This window comes from Streptomyces sp. DF42, assembly GCF_058267695.1.
Genome location: NZ_CM177859.1, coordinates 6612519 through 6630457, shown reverse-complemented (window position 1 = coordinate 6630457; position 17939 = coordinate 6612519). Strand labels below are relative to the sequence as shown.

Below are 17939 nucleotides of genomic sequence, written 5' to 3'. Positions count from 1 at the left end.
GGACGAGGCCGTGGGCCGACGGGGGCCAGGGGGCGGAGCTCCCTGGTACCTGGTGTGCCGGCGCATCACACTAGAACCCCGCAGGCTCCGTATACACCCCCCACTCCTCCCGCAGCACCCCGCAGATCTCACCGAGGGTCGCCTCCGCGCGTACGGCGTCGAGCATCGGCTCGATCATGTTCGCGCCGGACCGGGCCGCGGCGAGCATCCCGTCCAGCGCCGTGCGCACCGCGGCCCCGTCACGCGCCGCCCGCCGGCCGGAGAGCACCCGCACCTGCTCCCGCTCGACCTCGTGGCTGACCCGAAGGATCTCCAGGTTCCCTGTGACGGATCCGCGGTGGACGTTCACGCCCACGACCCTCTTCTCGCCCTTCTCCAGGGCCTGTTGGTACCGGAAGGCCGACTCGGCGATCTCGCCGGTGAACCAGCCGTCCTCGATCCCGCGCAGGATTCCGGAGGTGATCGGGCCGATCGGGTGCCTGCCGTCCGGATGCGCCCGCAGCCCTCGCTCCCCGATCCGCTCGAAGATCTTCTCCGCGTCCGCCTCGATCCGGTCCGTCAGCTGCTCGACGAACCACGAACCCCCCAGCGGATCGGCCACGTTGGCGACCCCGGTCTCCTCCATGAGCACCTGCTGGGTCCTCAGGGCGATCTCCGCGGCCTGCTCGCTCGGCAGCGCGAGGGTCTCGTCCAGGGCGTTGGTGTGCAGCGAGTTGGTCCCGCCGAGCACCGCCGCGAGCGCCTCCACGGCCGTACGTACGACGTTGTTGTACGGCTGCTGTGCGGTCAGGGACACACCGGCGGTCTGCGTGTGGAAGCGCAGCCACTGCGCCTTCTCGGACCGGGCTCCGTAGACGTCCCGCATCCAGCGCGCCCAAATGCGGCGTGCCGCACGGAACTTGGCGATCTCCTCGAAGAAGTCCACGTGCGCGTCGAAGAAGAAGGACAGTCCGGGCGCGAAGACTTCCACGTCCAGCCCGCGGCTGAGCCCCAGCTCCACGTACCCGAACCCGTCGGCCAGCGTGTAGGCCAGCTCCTGCGCGGCCGTCGCCCCGGCCTCGCGGATGTGGTAGCCGGAGACCGACAGCGGTTTGTAGGCGGGGATCCGGGCGGCGCAGTACTCCATCAGGTCACCGATGAGGCGCAGATGCGGCTCGGGCCGGAAGAGCCACTCCTTCTGGGCGATGTACTCCTTGAAGATGTCGGTCTGGAGCGTGCCGTTGAGCACCCGGGGGTCGACACCCTGCCGCTCAGCGGCCACGAGGTACATGCAGAAGACGGGGACGGCCGGCCCGCTGATGGTCATGGAGGTGGTGACGTCATCCAGCGGGATGTCACGGAACAGCACCTCCATGTCGGCGGCCGAGTCGATCGCGACTCCGCAGTGCCCGACCTCGCCCCGGGAGTGCGGCTCGTCGGAGTCCCGCCCCATGAGGGTCGGCATGTCGAAGGCCACGGACAGTCCCCCGCCGCCGTTGGCGAGGATCGTCCGGTAGCGCTCGTTGGTCTGCTCGGCGTTCCCGAACCCGGCGAACTGCCGGATGGTCCACGTCCGCCCCCGGTACCCGGTCGGATACAGCCCGCGCGTGAAGGGGTACTCCCCCGGCCACCCGATCCGCTCGAAGCCCTCGTACGCGTCCCCGGGCCGGGGCCCGTACACGGGCTCCACGGGATCCCCGGAGAGCGTGGTGCGCGTCCCGTTCCCCGGGCCCGCGGGCTTCGCCCCCGAACCCCCGGTGCCTTCACGCTTGCGCGAGGCGTCGTACCGGGCCTGCCAGCGGCGGCGGCCCTCCTCGATGGCGTCAGCGTTCATACCATCGAAGTTACTTGGACGTCCTAGTACATGTCGACGGAAGACCGCCGCACGCGTGTCCGTGCGGCGGTGGGGTTACGCCTCGGCGACCGCGGGAGACGGGTCGGCGGCCTTGGCCTCCAGCTCGTGGCTGATCTTCCGCTCGACGAAGAAGGCGGCCGTCGGGATCGTGCCCGCGAGCAGCACCCACAGCTGCTTGCCCACCGGCCACTTCGCCTTGGAGCCCAGGTCGAAGGCGAAGATCAGGTAGACCACGTAGAGCCAGCCGTGTGCGATGGCGACGACGCGGGTGAAGTCCGCGGCGCCGTCGACGTCCAGGCCGTACTTGGCGATCATGCTCAGGCACAGCAGGACCAGCAGCACACCGGTGACGTAGGCCATGACGCGGTAGCGGGTCAGCACGCTCTTCTTCATGGCGTCGAGCGTAACCGCCCGTTCCGGGAGATCTTGGGCGGGGTCAGTCCTCGTCGAAGTCGCTCGCCGCCACCCGCAGCGGCCGCAGCATCGCGAAGATCTCCCCGCACTCCTCGGCGTCGTAGGCACCGAGGCCGAAGTCCATCGCCATCAGGTCGCGGGTGGCCGCCTCGACGACCTCGCGGCCCTTGTCGGTGATGGAGGCGAGGGTGCCCCGCCCGTCGTTGGGGTTGGGGCGCTTGGCCACCAGGCCCGACTTCACCAGGCGGTCCACGGTGTTGGTCACCGACGTCGGATGCACCATGAGGCGCTCGCCGATCTTGGACATCGTCAGCTCGCCCTCCCTGGAGAAGGTGAGCAGCACCAGCGCCTCGTACCGCGCGAACGTGAGTCCGTACGGCTTCACCACCGCGTCGACCTCGGCGAGCAGGATCTGGTGCGCACGCATGATCGAGGTGATGGCCGCCATCGACGGCACGTTTCCCCAGCGCTGCTTCCAGAGTTCGTCGGCGCGGGCGATCGGATCGAAGGGAAGACTGAGCGGCTTCGGCACGGCATCGACCTTACCGGCCGGTCACATGCTGGTCAGCCCCGTCTCGCCTTTCGGTCCGCCGAGCGGCCGGGGCGGGCGACGGGCAGCGGGCCGGACCCAGCGCCCCGGCCCACAGCCCATAGCTCGTGGCTCGTGGCTCTTGGCTCTTGGCTCTTGGCTCTTGGCTCTTGGCTCTTGGCCGACTACTCGGCCAGATACCGCTCCACCGTCTCCACCTTGACGGTGAGACCGTCCGTCACTCCTGGGCGGATGTCGGCCTTGAGGACGAGGGACACGCGCGGTGCCCGTGCCTCGACCGCGGCGACGGCGCGCCTGACGACGTCCATGACCTCGTCCCACTCGCCCTCGATGCTCGTGAACATCGCGTCGGTGCGGTGGGGCAGACCCGACTCGCGGACCACGCGGACGGCGTCGGCGACGTACTCCCCCACCTCTTCGCCGACCCCCAGAGGCGTCACGGAGAAGGCGACGATCATGCGTTGACGATCCCTTCCTGGCGGGCGCGCGAGGCGATGACCTCATCCTCGGCGGCGCGCTTGAGCTTGCGCTCGGCGAAGAAGCCGCCGGTGGGCAGCACGGAGAGGACGAAGTAGAAGGCTGCGGTCTTCAGCGGCCACTTGGTGCGGTTCCAGGCGTCGGCCCAGAAGATCACGTACAGGATGAACAGGACGCCGTGGACCATGCCCATCACCGGCACCCCGTTGAAATCCGTGGTCCGCTTCAGCACGGAGCAGACCAGCAGCAGGAGGAAGGACACGGCCTCGGGGGCCGAGACGAGTCGGAGCCGGCGCAGGGCGGTGGCGGTCTTGAGGTCCACGGGTCACCTTCGGTGGGAGACGGTCGCTCTTTGTGAATGTAAGCACAAGCGTTCGTCCATTCTGACAAACCGTCCCTCTCAGGGTGCGGTCAGGGTCCCTCTCCACCTTTGAGCCCTGTTCGGAGCAGCCGCCCGCGGTTACCTTCACAGCGTGGCGATGTTCCGACTTCAAGGAAGCAAGGTGCTCGCCGTCGACATGACCGGGGATGCCGTGAAGGCGAAGAACGGCTCGATGGTCGCGTACGACGGGCAGATGGCCTTCAAGAAGCTCAGCGGCGGCGGTGAGGGCATCCGGGGAATGGTGACCCGGCGGATCACCGGCGAGCAGATGACCGTGATGGAGGTGAAGGGGCACGGGACGTGCTGGTTCGCGGACCGCGCCTCCGAGATCAACCTCGTAGGCCTCCAGGGGGACAAGCTGTACGTGGAGTCGAGCAATCTGCTCGCGACCGACGCCGGTCTCAGGACCGGCACGACCTTCACCGGAATGCGCGGCGCCGCACAGGGCAACGGACTGTTCACGACGACCGTCGAGGGCCACGGCCAGGCGGCGATCATGTCGGACGGTCCGGCGGTGGTGCTGCGGGTGAGCGCGCAGTACCCGCTGACCGTCGACCCCGGCGCCTACATCGCGCACCAGGGCAACCTGCGGCAGTCCTTCCAGTCCGGTGTGACCTTCCGCACGCTTCTCGGGGAGGGCGGCGGCGAGGCCTTCCAGATCCGCTTCGAGGGGGACGGGCTGGTGTACGTACAGCCGAGCGAGCGGAACACGATCGCGGGGGATGTGTGACATGACCCTGCGCGAGATCAACTCCAAGATGGTCGAGGCGACGGTCCTGCCCGGTCAGCGGCTGTTCAGCCAGCGTGGGGCCATGCTCGCCTACAAGGGCGAGGTCTCCTTCACCCCGAACATCCAGGGCGGCCAGGGCGGGGTGATGTCGATGATCGGCCGCCGGGTCGCGGGCGAGGCCACGCCGCTGATGAGCGTGGAGGGCAGCGGCACGGTTCTGTTCGGGCACGGCGGCCACCACGTCCAGGTCATCAACCTCACCGGCGACACGCTGTACGTGGAGGCGGACCGCCTGCTCGCCTTCGAGGGCACGCTCCAGCAGGGCACGATGTTCATGGGCTCGCAGGGCGGCGTCATGGGCATGGTGCGCGGCCAGGTCACCGGCCAGGGGCTGTTCACGACCACCCTCAAGGGCCACGGCTCCGTCGCCGTGATGGCCCACGGCGGCGTCTTCGAGCTCCCGATCACCCCCCAGCGGCCCGTCCACGTCGACCCGCAGGCGTACGTCGCCCACCACGGCGACGTCCGCAACAAGCTGTCCACGGCGCTGGGCTGGCGCGACATGGTGGGCCGCGGCTCCGGCGAGGCCTTCCAACTGGAGCTCAGCGGCAGCGGCGCGGTGTACGTCCAGGCCTCGGAGGAGAAGCTTTGAGCATGTACGGGGCTCCGGGCGGCGGCCCGACGGTCTTCGACCCGATGACCCTGCCGGTCGACGACAACGTGAACAAGTACACCTTCTGCGTCGAGCTCAAGGGGAGTCAGTGGTTCCTGCAGAAGGGGAAGATGATCGCCTACTACGGCTCGATGGAGTTCAACGGCATCGGGCACGGCCGACTCGACCGACTTGTCCGTACGTCCTTTCATTCGCCACTGCACGCGAGCGACTGGGTCGTGGCGGAGGGCTCGGGCAAGATGCTCCTCGCCGACCGGGCCTTCGACGTGAATTCGTACGACCTGGAAGACGGCAACCTGACCATTCGCTCGGGCAACTTGCTCGCTTTTCAGCCAAGTCTCGCTCTCAAGCAATCAATCGTGCCGGGTTTTCTGACCCTGATCGGAACCGGAAAGTTCGTGGCTGCATCCAACGGTCCGGTGGTGTTCATCGAACCACCCATCCGGGTGGACCCACAGGCGCTCGTCGGCTGGGCCGACTGCCCCTCGCCGTGCCACCACTACGACCACGGCTACCTGACGGGCGTCATGGGCGGTCTACGTGCGATGACGGGCCTCGGCGGGGCCTCCGGGGAGGAGCACCAGTTCGAGTTCATCGGGGCCGGCACGGTGCTGCTCCAGTCCTCGGAGACCCTGATGGCCGAGCAGGCCACCGGAGCGGTTCCCCAGCAGGCCGGCGTGCCTGGTGGCGGCGCACACACAGGCCCTTCACAGCAAGCCGGCGCACCGCGCCTTCCCGGACAGCTGGGGGACCTCCAGCGTCGCTTCGGGCTGTGAGCGGTAGTCTGCGGAGTGTGACGTCGAACGTGTGCACGTCACTGTCACGCCACCTTCACTAGTTCACCTTTCAACATTTTAGGTAGACTTGATTCATGGAGACCGAGACGGCCACTCGCTGGCTGACCGATGCGGAGCAGTGCGCCTGGCGCACCCACCTGGAGGTCAACAGGCTGTTGACGTACCAGCTCGAGAGGGACCTGCAGCCGTTCGGCCTGACGATGAACGACTACGAGATCCTGGTGAACCTCTCCGAGTCGGAGGACGTACGGATGCGCATGAGCGATCTCGCATCCGCCACCCTCCAGTCCAAGAGCCGCCTCTCCCACCAGATCACCCGGATGGAGAACGCGAACCTGGTCCGCCGTGAGAACTGCGAGTCCGACCGCCGCGGGCTCTACGCCGTCCTCACCGAGCACGGCATGGAAACGATGCAGAAGGTCGCGCCGCACCATGTGGGGTCCGTGCGCCGGCACTTCATCGATCTGCTGTCCCCCGAGGCCATGGCGGAACTCGACAAGGCCCTGAAGCCCATCGCGCAACACCTCCGCGGGCAGCGGGGGCGCCGGCCCTAGAGTCCGCCCGGCAGGACACACCGGGCCGTGCGGCCACTGGGACTCCCGGGGGCCGCACGGCCCGCTTTCCGCCCGCCGCGCGACGCCGACCGGCAGGCGGCGCCGCCGACCCGCCCGCCCGCCGCACGTCAGCCGGTCGCACCAGTGCCGGCCGCCGGACCTGTAGTGGTCGACGATCAGCCGTGGCACGGCGTGCCTCCGCGAGCCCGGACGCGACGGTGGTCGGCGCCGCCGCGCCACGCCCGGCCGAGATCCGTCTCATCCTGCCGGCGGACTCACCGCACACCGCCAGACAGCCTCATGCACGACCCGACGGCGCCGCCTCGGACAACACGAGAGAGCCGGCGCACGTCAGGCCACCGTGGCCCGGTCCGGACCCGCGACCGTCACCCTCGCCAGCGCCGCCGGCAGCACGACGCGGCCGACCGCCGGTGTCGCCCTGCCGGCGGACTCACCGCACACCGCCAGACAGCCTCATGCACGACCCGACGGCGCCGCCTCGGACAACACGAGAGAGCCGACGGACACATCAGACCACCGTGACCCGAACCGGACCCGCGACCGTCACCGTCGCCAGCGCCGCCAGCAGTACGACGCCGCCGGTCGCCGCGAAACACCAGCCCGTCGGCAAGGCTCCTGCCAGCGCGCCGGCGGCTGAGGTTCCGGCCGTGCCGCCCGCGTTGACGGCCGTGTTGACCCAGGCGCCGGCGCGGACGTGGGTGTCCGGTGCGGCGGACTCGTCGGCGATCAGGTAGGCCGTGGTGATCGCCGGGGACACGAAGAAACCGGCCACGGTGGCGGCCAGGGCGAGCGTGACGAGGTCCGGGACCAGTGCGGCGCCCAGGAGCGCGAGCCCCAGCCCTGCGGTCAGCAGGGGCAGCCGCCTTTCTGCCGGGGCCCGCCAGGTCACCGCCCCGTTGAGCAGTCCGCCGACGGCGCTTCCCGCGGACAGGGCGGCCAGTACCCAGGCCACGCTGTCACCGCCGTACCCGTGCCGTCCGGTGAACGCGACGACCAGCAGATCGACCGCGCCGAGCGCGAGCCCGACGCCCGCGGCGGCGGTCACGGGCCGTCGGAGCCCGAGCAGCACCGGCCGCCCGTCGGACCGGTGCCGCGCCGACCCGTCCTGTGACCGCATGTCCCGTGCCACCGGCGACGACACGAACCCGACGGTCCCGACCACGATCAGCAACGTGCCGAAGACGATCCCGGCCGTCGGCGGGGCGAAGCCCACGAGGACGCCGACCAGCAACGGCCCCGAGACGAAGAGCAGTTCCTCGGCGACGCCGTCGAGGCTGTAGGCGCGCTGCAACAGATCACGGTCCGGGGCGAGTCGGCCCCAGACCGCGCGCATGGTCGGGCCCAGCGGCGGAGTGCAGGCGCCCGCCGCGGCGGTCACCGCCCCCAGAGTCAGCGGCGAGGCGTCCCCAGGACGCCCCAGGAGCACCGTCAGCAGCCCGAGCAGGGCGGCGTAGGCGACGACCATCGGGACGAGCGCGCGGCGCGGGCCGTGCCGGTCGGTCAGGGCCGCCCTCGCGGGCGACAGAAAGACGCTGGTGCCGCCGAAGAGGGCCATGACGGTGCCCGCCACCGCGTAGGACCCGGTGGCCCGGGTCACGGCGAGCATCACGGACAGCGGGACCACGCCGTACGACAGTCTGCCGAGCAGGGCGGCGGCGAAGGTGCGGCGGGCATGCGGGATACGAAGGACGGCGGCGTACGACGGCCGTCCGACCGGTATGGAAGACACGGGAGTTCCTCGACTCGAGGCGGAAAGGGGACGCCTGATCGCCGCGCGGACCGTGCGGTCGGTCACCGCTCGCCATGCGCGGGCTCGGGCGCGCCCTATGCCAGGAGGAGGTACATGTGCATCAACGTAGCAGCGGGAGTGGGGAGTTGGCGACGGGCCGCGGAAAGGCCGCCTCAGCCCTCCGTCAGCCCCGCCACCAACTCGTCCGCAGCGCCGTACGGATCCAGCTCCCCGCCCACGATCCGCTCCGCCAGCACACTCAGCCGGCGATCGCCGTGCAGGTCGCTGATGCGGGCGCGCAGGGCCGTCACCGCGATGGTCTCCACCTCGCGTGACGCACGGGCGAGGCGGCGTTGCGCCAGCACTCCCCGCTCCTCCATCCACGCGCGGTGCTTCTCCAGGGCCTCGACGACCTCGTCGACGCCCTCGGCGCGCGCGGCGACCGTCTTGACGATCGGTGGGCGCCAGTCGCCGGGGCCGCGGGACTCGCCCAGGCCCAGCATGTGGTTCAGCTCGCGGGCGGTGGCGTCCGCGCCGTCCCGGTCCGCCTTGTTGACGACGTAGACGTCGCCGATCTCGAGGATGCCGGCCTTCGCCGCCTGGATGCCGTCGCCCATGCCCGGGGCCAGCAGCACCACACTCGTGTCCGCCTGGGAGGCGATCTCCACCTCCGACTGGCCCACGCCCACCGTCTCGACCAGGATCACGTCGCAGCCCGCCGCGTCCAGCACGCGGATCGCCTGCGGGGCGGCCCAGGCGAGGCCGCCCAGGTGACCGCGGGTCGCCATGGAACGGATGTAGACGCCGGGGTCCGAGGCGTGATCCGACATGCGGACACGGTCACCGAGGAGGGCGCCGCCCGAGAAGGGCGACGACGGGTCGACGGCCAGGACGCCGACCCGTCTGCCCTGATTTCGGTACGCCGTCACGAGCGCGGAGGTCGACGTGGACTTGCCGACGCCCGGGGAACCGGTCAGACCGACCACGTACGCGTTCCCCGTGAGCGGAGCGAGCGCCTCCATGACCTCCCTGAGCTGCGGGGACGCCCCCTCGACCAGCGAGATCAGCCGGGCCACGGCCCGCGGCCGGCCTTCCCTGGCCTGGGCCACCAGGGTGGAGACGTCCTGCATCACAGCTCCGTTCAGAGAATTGCCCGGCGACGGGTTCAGGCCTTGGGTACCCGCACGATCAGCGCGTCACCCTGACCGCCGCCGCCGCACAGCGCGGCCGCGCCCACGCCGCCGCCCCGGCGCTTGAGCTCCAGTGCCAGGTGCAGGACGAGCCGGGCGCCGGACATGCCGATCGGGTGGCCCAGGGCGATCGCGCCGCCGTTGACATTCACCTTTTCCGTGGAAATCCCGAGGTCCTTCATTGACTGCACGGCCACGGCCGCGAAGGCCTCGTTGATCTCGACGAGGTCCAGGTCCTCGACCTCCAGGCCCTCCTTCTTCAGGGCGTGCGCAATCGCGTTGGACGGCTGGGACTGCAGGGAGTTGTCCGGACCCGCCACATTGCCGTGCGCGCCGATCTCCGCGATCCAGTCCAGGCCCAGCTCCAGCGCCTTGGCCTTGCTCATCACGACCACGGCCGCCGCACCGTCCGAGATCTGCGAGGCGGAACCGGCGGTGATCGTGCCGTCCCGGGTGAACGCCGGGCGCAGCTTGCCCAGGGACTCCGCGGTGGTGTCGCCGCGGATGCCCTCGTCCTTGCTGAAGAGGACCGGCTCGCCCTTGCGCTGCGGGATCTCCACCGGGGTGATCTCGGCCTCGAAGATGCCGTTCTTCTGGGCGGCGGCCGCGCGCTGGTGGGACAGGGCGGCGATCTCGTCCTGCTCGGGGCGCCGGATGCCGAGGCGTGTGTTGTGCTTCTCCGTCGACTCGCCCATGGCGATGTTCTCGAAGGCGTCGGTCAGGCCGTCGTACGCCATGGCGTCGAGCATCTCGATCGCCCCGTACTTGAAGCCCTCACGGGACTTCGGCAGCAGGTGGGGGGCGTTGGTCATGGACTCCTGGCCGCCCGCGACGATCACGTCGAACTCGCCGGCGCGGATCAGCTGGTCGGCGAGGGCGATGGCGTCGAGGCCGGACAGACACACCTTGTTGACGGTGAGTGCCGGGACGCTCATCGGGATGCCGGCCTTGACCGCGGCCTGGCGTGCCGGGATCTGGCCGGCGCCGGCCTGCAGCACCTGACCCATGATCACGTACTGGACCTGGTCGCCACCGATGCCCGCACGGTCGAGGGCGGCCTTGATCGCGAAACCGCCGAGGTCGGCTCCGGAGAAGGACTTGAGAGAGCCGAGCAACCGCCCCATCGGGGTGCGAGCACCCGCGACGATCACGGAGGTCGTGCTGTTCGTTCCAGACATGAGGTGCGATCCCCTTCCAGCTGCACAGCTGAAGAAGTGAACGAGGGTTTACTTCGAATGTACTGAGTGGCACTCCGTGCCGTCACCCGGCCGTCGGTGTGATCGCGCGCACGTTGCGTAACTACTGGGGGAGCGCTGCACTAACACCATGCTGACGCGAATCGACCACATCGGGATCGCCTGCTTCGACCTCGACACAACTGTCGAGTTCTACCGGGCCACGTACGGCTTCGAGGTGTTCCACTCCGAGGTCAACGAGGAGCAGGGCGTGCGCGAGGCCATGCTCAAGATCAACGACACGTCCGACGGCGGCGCCTCCTACCTGCAGCTTCTGGAGCCGACGCGTCCGGACTCGACCGTCGCCAAGTGGCTCGACAAGAACGGCGAGGGCGTCCACCACATCGCCTTCGGCACGGCGGACGTCGACAGCGAGGCCGCGGACATCCGCGACAAGGGCGTACGCGTTCTGTACGAAGAGCCGCGACGCGGTTCCATGGGGTCACGGATCACGTTCCTGCACCCCAAGGATTGCCACGGAGTTCTGACAGAACTGGTCACTTCGGCGCCTGTTGAGTCACCTGAGCACTGACCCCCGTACATATGGGCCGGTAGGGTTGGGGGTGGTCGCCGCTTCTTGGGGGGTGACCCGGTCCTGGCGTCAGAGGTGGCGCCTGCCGTGCGACGCCTGGCACGCACGCTCGCCGCGCTGCCGAAAGGCCCTGGTGGCTCCCCGCCACGAGGACCTTCCGGCGCCTTGCGATCGCACGCGCCGGATGTCGCGCGGCCCGCCCTCCGGGCGGACGACGCCACCTCTGCGCCGGGACCGCCGGGGACCGGGTTTCGGGGGGCGGGCGTCGGGGCAGCAGCCCGTGCTCCGCCGTTGATCTGACACCATTCCCCGGGGGCCCCGTTCGGCGGATGGACGGAGCTCGTATGGCCAGACTTGCGACCAGGGGACGGATGGGACCGCGCAGTGCGGGGCTACGAACGCCAGGAGCGAGAGCCGGCGGCTGACGTCGACCACCTCTCTCGGTTCGAGGCCGAGATGGAGCGGCTGAAGACCGAGCGGGAAAAGGCGATCCAGCACGCCGAGGACCTCGGCTACCAGGTCGAGGTGCTGCGCGCCAAGCTGCACGAGGCGCGCCGCACCATCATGTCCCGGCCCTCCTACGACGCCGGTGGCGGCGACATCGGCTACCAGGCCGAGCAGTTGCTGCGCAACGCGCAGGTCCAGGCCGACCAGCTGCGCCAGGACGCCGAGCGCGAGCTGAGCCAGGCGCGGGCACAGACCCAGCGCATCCTCCAGGAACACGCGGAGAACGCGGCCCGGCTGCAGGCGGAGCTGCACCAGGAGGCGGTCACCCGGCGCCAGCAGCTCGACCAGGAGCTGTCGGAGCGCCGGCAGACCGTCGAGTCGCACGTCAACGAGAACGTGGCATGGGCGGAGCAACTACGCGCCCGCTCGGAGTCCCAGGCCCGCCGGCTCCTGGACGAGTCCCGCGCCGAGGCCGAGCAGGCCATGGCCGCCGCGCGCGCCGAGGCCGAGCGGGTCGCGACCGAGGCCCGGCAGCGCCTTGAGGCCGACGCCGAAGCGGCCCGCGCGGAGGCCGAGCAGCTGCTGCTCAGGGCCCGTACGGACGCCGAGCGGCTGCTGAACGCCGCGTCCACACAGGCCCAGGAGGCCACCGACCACGCGGAGCAGCTGCGCACCTCCACCGTCTCGGAGTCGGACTCCGCCCGCCGCCAGGCGCAGGAGCTGAGCCGGACCGCCGAGCAGCGCATGACGGAGGCCGAGGAGGCGCTGCGCAAGGCGCAGGCCGAGGCCGACAAGCTCGTCACCGAGGCCACGGCGGCAGCCGAGAAGGCCCTCACGAGCGCCGAGTCGGCGAACGAACAGCGCACGCGTACGGCGAAGGAACAGGTCGCCCGGCTGGTCGAGGAGGCCACCAAGGAGGCGGAGGCCACCAGGTCGGACGCCGAGCAGGCCGTCGCGGACGCCCGCGCGGAGGCCGAGCGGATCGTCGCGGAGGCCGCCGAGAAGGCCCGCACGCTCACTGCCGAGGAGAGCGCGACCCAGCTGTCGAAGGCGGCCAAGACCGCCGAGGACGTCCTCAACAAGGCGCAGGAGGACGCGCAGAACACCACCAAGGCGGCCGCCGAGGAGGCCGAGCGGATCCGCCGCGAGGCGGAGACCGAGGCCGACCGGCTGCGCGCCGAGGCGCACGACATCGCCGAACAGCTCAAGGGCTCGGCGAAGGACGACACCAAGGAGTACCGCGCCAAGACGGTCGAGCTTCAGGAGGAGGCGCGCCGGCTGCGCGGCGAGGCCGAGCAGCTGCGTGCCGACGCGGTCGCCGAGGGCGAGAAGATCCGCGCGGAGGCCCGCAAGGAGGCCGTCCAGCAGATCGAGGAGGCGGCCAAGACCGCCGAGGAGCTGCTGGCGAAGGCCAAGCAGGACGCGGACGAGCTGCGCCAGAAGGCCACCACGGACAGCGAGAAGGTCCGCACGGAGGCCATCGAGCGGGCGACCACGCTGCGCCGGCAGGCCGAGGAGACGCTGCAGCGCACCCGGCAGGAGGCCGAGCGGCACCGCGAGGAGGTCGTCGAGCAGGCCGAGGGCATCAAGGCCGACGCCGAGCAGGCCGCGCGCGAGCTGCACGAGGAGACCGAGCGGGCCATAGAGGCACGCCGCGCGGAGGCCGCCGAGGAGCTGACGCGGCTGCACGCGGAGACCGCGGACCGGCTCGCCGCCGCCGAGCGGGCGCTGACCGAGGCCCGCGAGGAGGCGTCGCGCATCCGCCGCGAGGCCGCCGAGGAGGCCGACCGGCTGCGCGCCGAGGCCGCCGAACGGATCCGCACCCTGCAGCAGCAGGCCGAGGCGGAGGCCGACCGGCTGCGCGACGAGGCCGCGTCGGACGCGTCCGCCTCGCGTGCCGAGAGCGAGGCCGTCGCCGTACGCCTGCGGTCGGAGGCCGCGGCCGAGGCCGAGCGGCTGAAGTCGGAGGCCCTGGACACCGCCGACCGGGTCCGGGCGGAGGCGCAGGCCGCCGCCGAGCGGCTCGGCACGGAGGCCTCGGAGACGCTGGCCGCCGCGCAGGAGGAGGCCGGCCGGCGCCGTCGCGAGGCCGAGGAGACCCTCGGCGCCGCGCGCGCCGAGGCCGACCAGGAGCGCGAGCGGGCCCGCGAGCAGAGCGAGGAGCTGCTGGCATCGGCGCGCAACCGCGTCGAGGAGGCACAGGCCGAGGCGGTCCGGCTGGTCGAGGAGGCCGACCGGCGCGCGAACGAGATGGTGTCGGCCGCCGAGCAACACGCCCAGCAGGTACGGGACTCCGTGGCCGGGCTGCACGAGCAGGCCCAGGAGGAGATCACCGGGCTGCGCAGCGCCGCCGAGCACGCGGCGGACCACACCCGGCGCGAGGCGCAGGAGGAATCGGACCGGGTCCGTGCCGACGCCTACTCCGAGCGGGAGCGGGCGTCCGAGGACGCGGGCCGGATCCGGCGCCAGGCGAGGGAGGAGACGGACGCCGCCAAGTCGCTCGCGGAGCGCACGGTTTCGGAGGCGATCGCGGAGTCCGAGCGGCTGCGCTCGGAGGCCGCCGAATACGCACAGCGGGTGCGTACGGAGGCGTCCGACGCGATCGCCGAGTCCGACCAGGCGGCGGCGCGCACCCGGGCGGACGCCCGCGAAGACGCCAACCGCATCCGGTCGGACGCCGCCACCCAGGCGGACACCCTCATCACCGAGGCACGCAGCGAGGCGGAGCGGCTCACGACGGAGACGGTCGCGGACACCGACCGGCTGCGTTCCGACACGGTTGCCGAGGCCGAGCGGGTGCGGGCCGAGGCGGTCACCAAGGCCGAGAAGCTCATCGCGGACGCCGCCGGGGACGCGGAGCGGCTGCGGGCCGAGGCCGCCGAGACGGTCGGCTCCGCGCAGCAGCACGCCGAGCGGGTGCGCGGCGAGTCCGAGCGCGTCAAGGCCGGGGCGGCTGCGGAGGCCGAGCGGCTGGTCAACGCGGCGCGCGAGGAAGCCGACCGGACCCTCGACGAGGCCCGCAGGGACGCCAACAAACGGCGCTCGGACGTGGCCGAGCAGGTCGACACGCTCATCACGGAGACCACGGCCGAGGCCGACAAGCTGCTCACCGAGGCACAGCAGCAGGCCCACAAGACCACCGCCGACGCCGAGGCGCAGGCCGACTCCATGGTGGGCGCGGCCCGCACGGAGGCGGACCGCCTGGTGTCGGCGGCCACGATCGAGGGCAACTCGCGGGTGGAGAAGGCCCGTACGGACGCCGACGAGCTGCTCGTCGGCGCCCGCCGGGACGCCACGCAGATCCGGGAGCGCGCGGAGGAGCTGCGCGACCGGATCACCGGCGAGATCGAGGCGCTGCACGAGCGGGCCCGGCGCGAGTCCGCCGAGACGATGAAGTCCACGGGCGACCGCTGCGACGCGCTCATCAAGGCCGCCGAGGAGCAGCTGGCCAAGGCACAGGCGAAGGCCAAGGAGCTGGTCTCGGAGGCGAACTCCGAGGCGGGCAAGGTCCGTATCGCCGCCGTGAAGAAGGCCGAGGGGCTCCTGAAGGAGGCCGAGCTGAAGAAGGCGGCGCTCGTGCGGGAGGCCGAGGAGCTCAAGGCCGAGGCGATCCGCGAGGCCCGGCGCACCGTCGAGGAAGGCAAGCGGGAGCTGGAGATCCTGGTGCGCCGGCGCGAGGACATCAATGCCGAGATCTCCCGTGTCCAGGACGTCCTGGAGGCGTTGGAGTCTTTCGAGACCCCAACGGCGGGCAAGGACGGCGGCGTCAAGGCGGGCGTCACGGTCGGCGCCCCTCGTTCGGGTAAGCCGTCGGACAGCTGATCGACAGGTCCGCAACCGACGCTGTCTGGGGCCTTTGACCAAGTTTTTGGCAAGCCGTCCCGCGGTCAGCCACCCAAAAGGGGTGTCATTCTCCAGATCAAACACGTATCCGCTCGATGACACACCGCTTCGGCCCCTAGGATTCCCCTATCACCTCACCGGTCTCATTTGACAGGAACCCCATGAGCGACACTTCCCCCTACGGCTTCGAGCTTGTGCGGCGTGGGTACGACCGCGCTCAGGTGGACGAACGCATCTCGAAGCTCGTCTCCGACCGTGACAGCGCTCTGGCCCGTATCACCGCCCTGGAAAAGCGCATCGAGGAACTCCACCTCGAAACGCAGAACGCCCAGGCCCAGGTGACCGACGCGGAGCCCTCGTACGCCGGCCTCGGCGCGCGTGTCGAGAAGATTCTCCGCCTCGCCGAGGAGGAGGCCAAGGATCTGCGCGAGGAGGCCCGTCGCGCGGCCGAACAGCACCGCGAGCTCGCGGAGTCGGCGGCCCAGCAGGTCCGCAACGACGCAGAATCGTTCGCTGCGGAGCGCAAGTCCAAGGCCGAGGACGAGGGCGTCCGCATCGTCGAGAAGGCCAAGAGCGACGCCTCTCAGCTGCGTTCCGAGGCACAGAAGGACGCGCAGTCCAAGCGCGAGGAGGCCGACGCCCTCTTCGAGGAGACCCGCGCCAAGGCCGCGCAGGCCGCCGCCGACTTCGAGACGAACCTCGCCAAGCGCCGCGAGCAGTCCGAGCGCGACCTCGCGTCGCGTCAGCAGAAGGCGGAGAAGCGTCTCGCGGAGATCGAGCACCGCGCGGAGCAGCTGCGCCTCGAGGCGGAGAAGCTGCGCACGGACGCCGAGCGCCGCGCCCGCCAGACGGTGGAGACGGCTCAGCGCCAGGCCGAGGACATCGTGGCCGACGCCAACGCCAAGGCCGACCGGATCCGTTCGGAATCCGAGCGCGAGCTGGCCGCCCTCACCAACCGCCGCGACAGCATCAACGCCCAGCTGACGAACGTCCGCGAGATGCTCGCGACGCTCACGGGCGCCGCGGTGGCCGCCGCCGGTTCGCCGGCCGAGGACGAGCCGATCTCCCGTGGAGTTCCGGCGCAGCAGTCCCGGTAACCAGCAGCACGATCAGAGGCCCGCACCGTCTCCCCCGAAGGTGCGGGCCTCTGGCCTGCCCGGCCTCCCTTCGGCGCCCCGTGGCGGACGTCCTGGCGGATGTCCCGCGGCCGCTCCGCCGTCGTCCGCGGGACGGCAGGCCCGTCCTGCGCGGGATCCGGCGTCCGGGACCCGGCGAGCGACGGATCCGCCCCGGCGGCGGGCTGAGGCCGCGAGGCGGGATGTTCCTGCTGCCCCTCTCCTGCCGGCAGGTGCGGCACGAGGGCGTGATCGCGGCCGTGCCCCTGCTCGTCCCGCAGGACGTCGGCGCGCACCTGACACCGACGCCAGGCCCGCTCACCGACCGCCTAGCCCCCGCCCCTGCCCGGTCGCGAGGGCGGGCCTGTTGTCGACCGCCCCGGCTTCCGCCCGGTTGCCTGCCCGGGTGGCAGGGGCCCAACCGGCGTCTTAGCGTGGCCGCATGATCGAGCTCGAGGGCCTGACCAAGCGCTACGGCGAGAAGCTGGCGGTCAACAACCTCACGTTCACCGTCAGACCCGGCCTGGTGACCGGTTTCCTCGGGCCGAACGGGGCCGGCAAGTCGACGACGATGCGCATGATGCTCGGGCTCGACCGGCCCACCGCAGGGGACGTCCGTATCGACGGAAAGCACTACGACCGTCTCAGGGAACCCCTGAAGTACATCGGCGCCCTGCTGGACGCCAAGGCCATGCACGGCGGCCGCAGCGCCTTCAACCATCTGCTGTGCCTGGCCCAGAGCAACGGCATCCCGAAGCGGCGGGTGGCCGAGGTCCTGGACACCGTGGGCCTCACGGCGGTGGCGAAGAGGAAGGCCAAGGGGTTCTCGCTCGGCATGGGACAACGACTCGGGATCGCCGGGGCGCTGCTGGGCGACCCGCGGATCCTGATGTTCGACGAGCCGGTCAACGGCCTCGACCCCGAGGGCATCCACTGGATCCGCAACCTGATGAAATCGCTCGCGGCGCAGGGCCGTACGGTCTTCGTCTCCTCCCACCTCATGAGCGAGATGGCGCTGACCGCCGAGCACCTCGTGGTCATCGGACAGGGGCGGCTGCTCGCCGATACGTCCATGGCCGACTTCATCGAGCGGAACTCACGGTCGTACATCCGCATCCGCTCCCCGCAGCGCGAGCGGCTGCTCGACGTGCTGCACGAGGCCGGGGTCACCGTCATCGAGTCCGGCAGCGGCGTGCTGGAGGTGGACGGCGGCAAGGCCGAGCAGATCGGCGAGCTGGCCGCGGAGCACCAGCTCGTGCTGCACGAGCTGAGCCCCCAGCAGGCCTCCCTGGAGGAGGCGTTCATGCAGCTGACCGCGGAGTCGGTGGAGTACCACGCACACGCCGACACACCCCACGAGGCGCCGGCGCCCCCTGAGCGGCCGCGCTGGGGCGAGGACTGGAAGAGGAGCTGAGC

At 71.0% G+C, this 17939-nt stretch carries 16 protein-coding genes; 8 read left to right on the top strand and 8 right to left on the bottom strand.

Annotation, left to right across the window (positions count from 1 at the left end):
* Nucleotides 1-70: 70 nt before the first annotated feature.
* The 5 genes from icmA to ACYUED_RS30595 all read right to left on the bottom strand — a co-directional run bounded on the left by icmA (nucleotide 71) and on the right by ACYUED_RS30595 (nucleotide 3597).
* Nucleotides 71-1813 carry a coenzyme B12-dependent isobutyryl-CoA mutase large subunit gene (gene icmA / locus ACYUED_RS30615; protein ID WP_491287229.1) on the bottom strand — a complete coding sequence of 581 codons (1743 nt, stop codon included), beginning with the start codon at nucleotides 1811-1813 and terminating at the stop codon, nucleotides 71-73.
* A gap of 75 nt (nucleotides 1814-1888) precedes the next feature.
* Nucleotides 1889-2227 carry a DUF3817 domain-containing protein gene (locus ACYUED_RS30610; protein ID WP_491287227.1) on the bottom strand — a complete coding sequence of 113 codons (339 nt, stop codon included), beginning with the start codon at nucleotides 2225-2227 and terminating at the stop codon, nucleotides 1889-1891.
* Nucleotides 2228-2270: 43 nt separating this feature from the next.
* Entirely contained in the window at nucleotides 2271-2780 is a 510-nt protein-coding gene (locus ACYUED_RS30605) for a MarR family winged helix-turn-helix transcriptional regulator (RefSeq protein ID WP_491287223.1), read from the bottom strand.
* Nucleotides 2781-2962: 182 nt separating this feature from the next.
* Nucleotides 2963-3256 carry an MTH1187 family thiamine-binding protein gene (locus ACYUED_RS30600; protein ID WP_491287220.1) on the bottom strand — a complete coding sequence of 98 codons (294 nt, stop codon included), beginning with the start codon at nucleotides 3254-3256 and terminating at the stop codon, nucleotides 2963-2965.
* Nucleotides 3253-3597, bottom strand: coding sequence for a DUF3817 domain-containing protein (locus ACYUED_RS30595; protein WP_491287218.1), 345 nt, complete (start codon nucleotides 3595-3597; stop codon nucleotides 3253-3255). Before ACYUED_RS30595 ends, ACYUED_RS30600 begins: the two co-directional genes overlap by 4 nt.
* Before the next feature lie 157 nt (nucleotides 3598-3754).
* Here ACYUED_RS30595 and ACYUED_RS30590 point away from each other — a divergent pair, with 157 nt between their 5' ends.
* The 4 genes from ACYUED_RS30590 to ACYUED_RS30575 all read left to right on the top strand — a co-directional run bounded on the left by ACYUED_RS30590 (nucleotide 3755) and on the right by ACYUED_RS30575 (nucleotide 6411).
* Nucleotides 3755-4387: an AIM24 family protein gene (locus ACYUED_RS30590; protein WP_491294507.1), complete on the top strand. Its 633-nt coding sequence runs from the start codon at nucleotides 3755-3757 to the stop codon at nucleotides 4385-4387.
* Nucleotide 4388: 1 nt separating this feature from the next.
* A complete protein-coding gene (locus ACYUED_RS30585) occupies nucleotides 4389-5039 on the top strand; it encodes an AIM24 family protein (RefSeq protein ID WP_491294505.1) in 651 nt (216 codons plus the stop codon).
* Nucleotides 5040-5041: 2 nt separating this feature from the next.
* Complete coding sequence (locus ACYUED_RS30580; RefSeq protein ID WP_491287215.1) at nucleotides 5042-5836, top strand: AIM24 family protein; 795 nt, start codon at nucleotides 5042-5044, stop codon at nucleotides 5834-5836.
* A 95-nt stretch (nucleotides 5837-5931) separates the two neighbouring features.
* Nucleotides 5932-6411, top strand: a complete 480-nt coding sequence (locus tag ACYUED_RS30575; protein ID WP_491287214.1) for a MarR family winged helix-turn-helix transcriptional regulator — start codon at nucleotides 5932-5934, stop codon at nucleotides 6409-6411.
* Nucleotides 6412-6940: 529 nt separating this feature from the next.
* On the opposite strand, the gene ACYUED_RS30570 is transcribed toward ACYUED_RS30575, so the two are convergent.
* The 3 genes from ACYUED_RS30570 to ACYUED_RS30560 all read right to left on the bottom strand — a co-directional run bounded on the left by ACYUED_RS30570 (nucleotide 6941) and on the right by ACYUED_RS30560 (nucleotide 10529).
* Nucleotides 6941-8161, bottom strand: coding sequence for an MFS transporter (locus ACYUED_RS30570; protein WP_491287212.1), 1221 nt, complete (start codon nucleotides 8159-8161; stop codon nucleotides 6941-6943).
* A 173-nt stretch (nucleotides 8162-8334) separates the two neighbouring features.
* The gene (gene meaB / locus ACYUED_RS30565) at nucleotides 8335-9291 is read right to left on the bottom strand and encodes a methylmalonyl Co-A mutase-associated GTPase MeaB (protein WP_491287210.1); all 957 of its coding nucleotides are present in this window, start codon (nucleotides 9289-9291) and stop codon (nucleotides 8335-8337) included.
* A gap of 35 nt (nucleotides 9292-9326) precedes the next feature.
* Nucleotides 9327-10529: an acetyl-CoA C-acetyltransferase gene (locus ACYUED_RS30560; protein WP_491287208.1), complete on the bottom strand. Its 1203-nt coding sequence runs from the start codon at nucleotides 10527-10529 to the stop codon at nucleotides 9327-9329.
* Nucleotides 10530-10677: 148 nt separating this feature from the next.
* On the opposite strand from ACYUED_RS30560, the gene mce reads away from it, so the two are divergent.
* From mce to ACYUED_RS30540, 4 genes are all read left to right on the top strand, one after another.
* Nucleotides 10678-11118, top strand: coding sequence for a methylmalonyl-CoA epimerase (mce, locus tag ACYUED_RS30555; protein ID WP_491287205.1), 441 nt, complete (start codon nucleotides 10678-10680; stop codon nucleotides 11116-11118).
* A gap of 384 nt (nucleotides 11119-11502) precedes the next feature.
* A complete protein-coding gene (gene scy, locus ACYUED_RS30550; protein ID WP_491287203.1) occupies nucleotides 11503-15387 on the top strand; it encodes a polarized growth protein Scy in 3885 nt (1294 codons plus the stop codon).
* 182 nt (nucleotides 15388-15569) lie between these two features.
* Nucleotides 15570-16505, top strand: coding sequence for a coiled-coil domain-containing protein (locus ACYUED_RS30545; protein WP_266521657.1), 936 nt, complete (start codon nucleotides 15570-15572; stop codon nucleotides 16503-16505).
* Nucleotides 16506-16965: 460 nt separating this feature from the next.
* On the top strand, nucleotides 16966-17937 hold the full coding sequence (locus ACYUED_RS30540) for an ABC transporter ATP-binding protein (protein ID WP_491287201.1): 972 nt from the start codon (nucleotides 16966-16968) through the stop codon (nucleotides 17935-17937).
* The last annotated feature ends 2 nt before the right edge of the window (nucleotides 17938-17939 follow it).

Bases quoted from the DNA above. Each gene is read 5' to 3' on its own strand.
- icmA (WP_491287229.1), bottom strand. From the start codon at position 1,813: ATGAACGCTGACGCCATCGAGGAGGGCCGCCGCCGCTGGCAGGCCCGG.
- ACYUED_RS30610 (WP_491287227.1), bottom strand. From the start codon at position 2,227: ATGAAGAAGAGCGTGCTGACCCGCTACCGCGTCATGGCCTACGTCACC.
- ACYUED_RS30600 (WP_491287220.1), bottom strand. From the start codon at position 3,256: ATGATCGTCGCCTTCTCCGTGACGCCTCTGGGGGTCGGCGAAGAGGTG.
- ACYUED_RS30590 (WP_491294507.1), top strand. From the start codon at position 3,755: ATGTTCCGACTTCAAGGAAGCAAGGTGCTCGCCGTCGACATGACCGGG.
- ACYUED_RS30585 (WP_491294505.1), top strand. From the start codon at position 4,389: ATGACCCTGCGCGAGATCAACTCCAAGATGGTCGAGGCGACGGTCCTG.
- ACYUED_RS30580 (WP_491287215.1), top strand. From the start codon at position 5,042: ATGTACGGGGCTCCGGGCGGCGGCCCGACGGTCTTCGACCCGATGACC.
- ACYUED_RS30575 (WP_491287214.1), top strand. From the start codon at position 5,932: ATGGAGACCGAGACGGCCACTCGCTGGCTGACCGATGCGGAGCAGTGC.
- meaB (WP_491287210.1), bottom strand. From the start codon at position 9,291: ATGCAGGACGTCTCCACCCTGGTGGCCCAGGCCAGGGAAGGCCGGCCG.
- ACYUED_RS30560 (WP_491287208.1), bottom strand. From the start codon at position 10,529: ATGTCTGGAACGAACAGCACGACCTCCGTGATCGTCGCGGGTGCTCGC.
- mce (WP_491287205.1), top strand. From the start codon at position 10,678: ATGCTGACGCGAATCGACCACATCGGGATCGCCTGCTTCGACCTCGAC.
- ACYUED_RS30545 (WP_266521657.1), top strand. From the start codon at position 15,570: ATGAGCGACACTTCCCCCTACGGCTTCGAGCTTGTGCGGCGTGGGTAC.
- ACYUED_RS30540 (WP_491287201.1), top strand. From the start codon at position 16,966: ATGATCGAGCTCGAGGGCCTGACCAAGCGCTACGGCGAGAAGCTGGCG.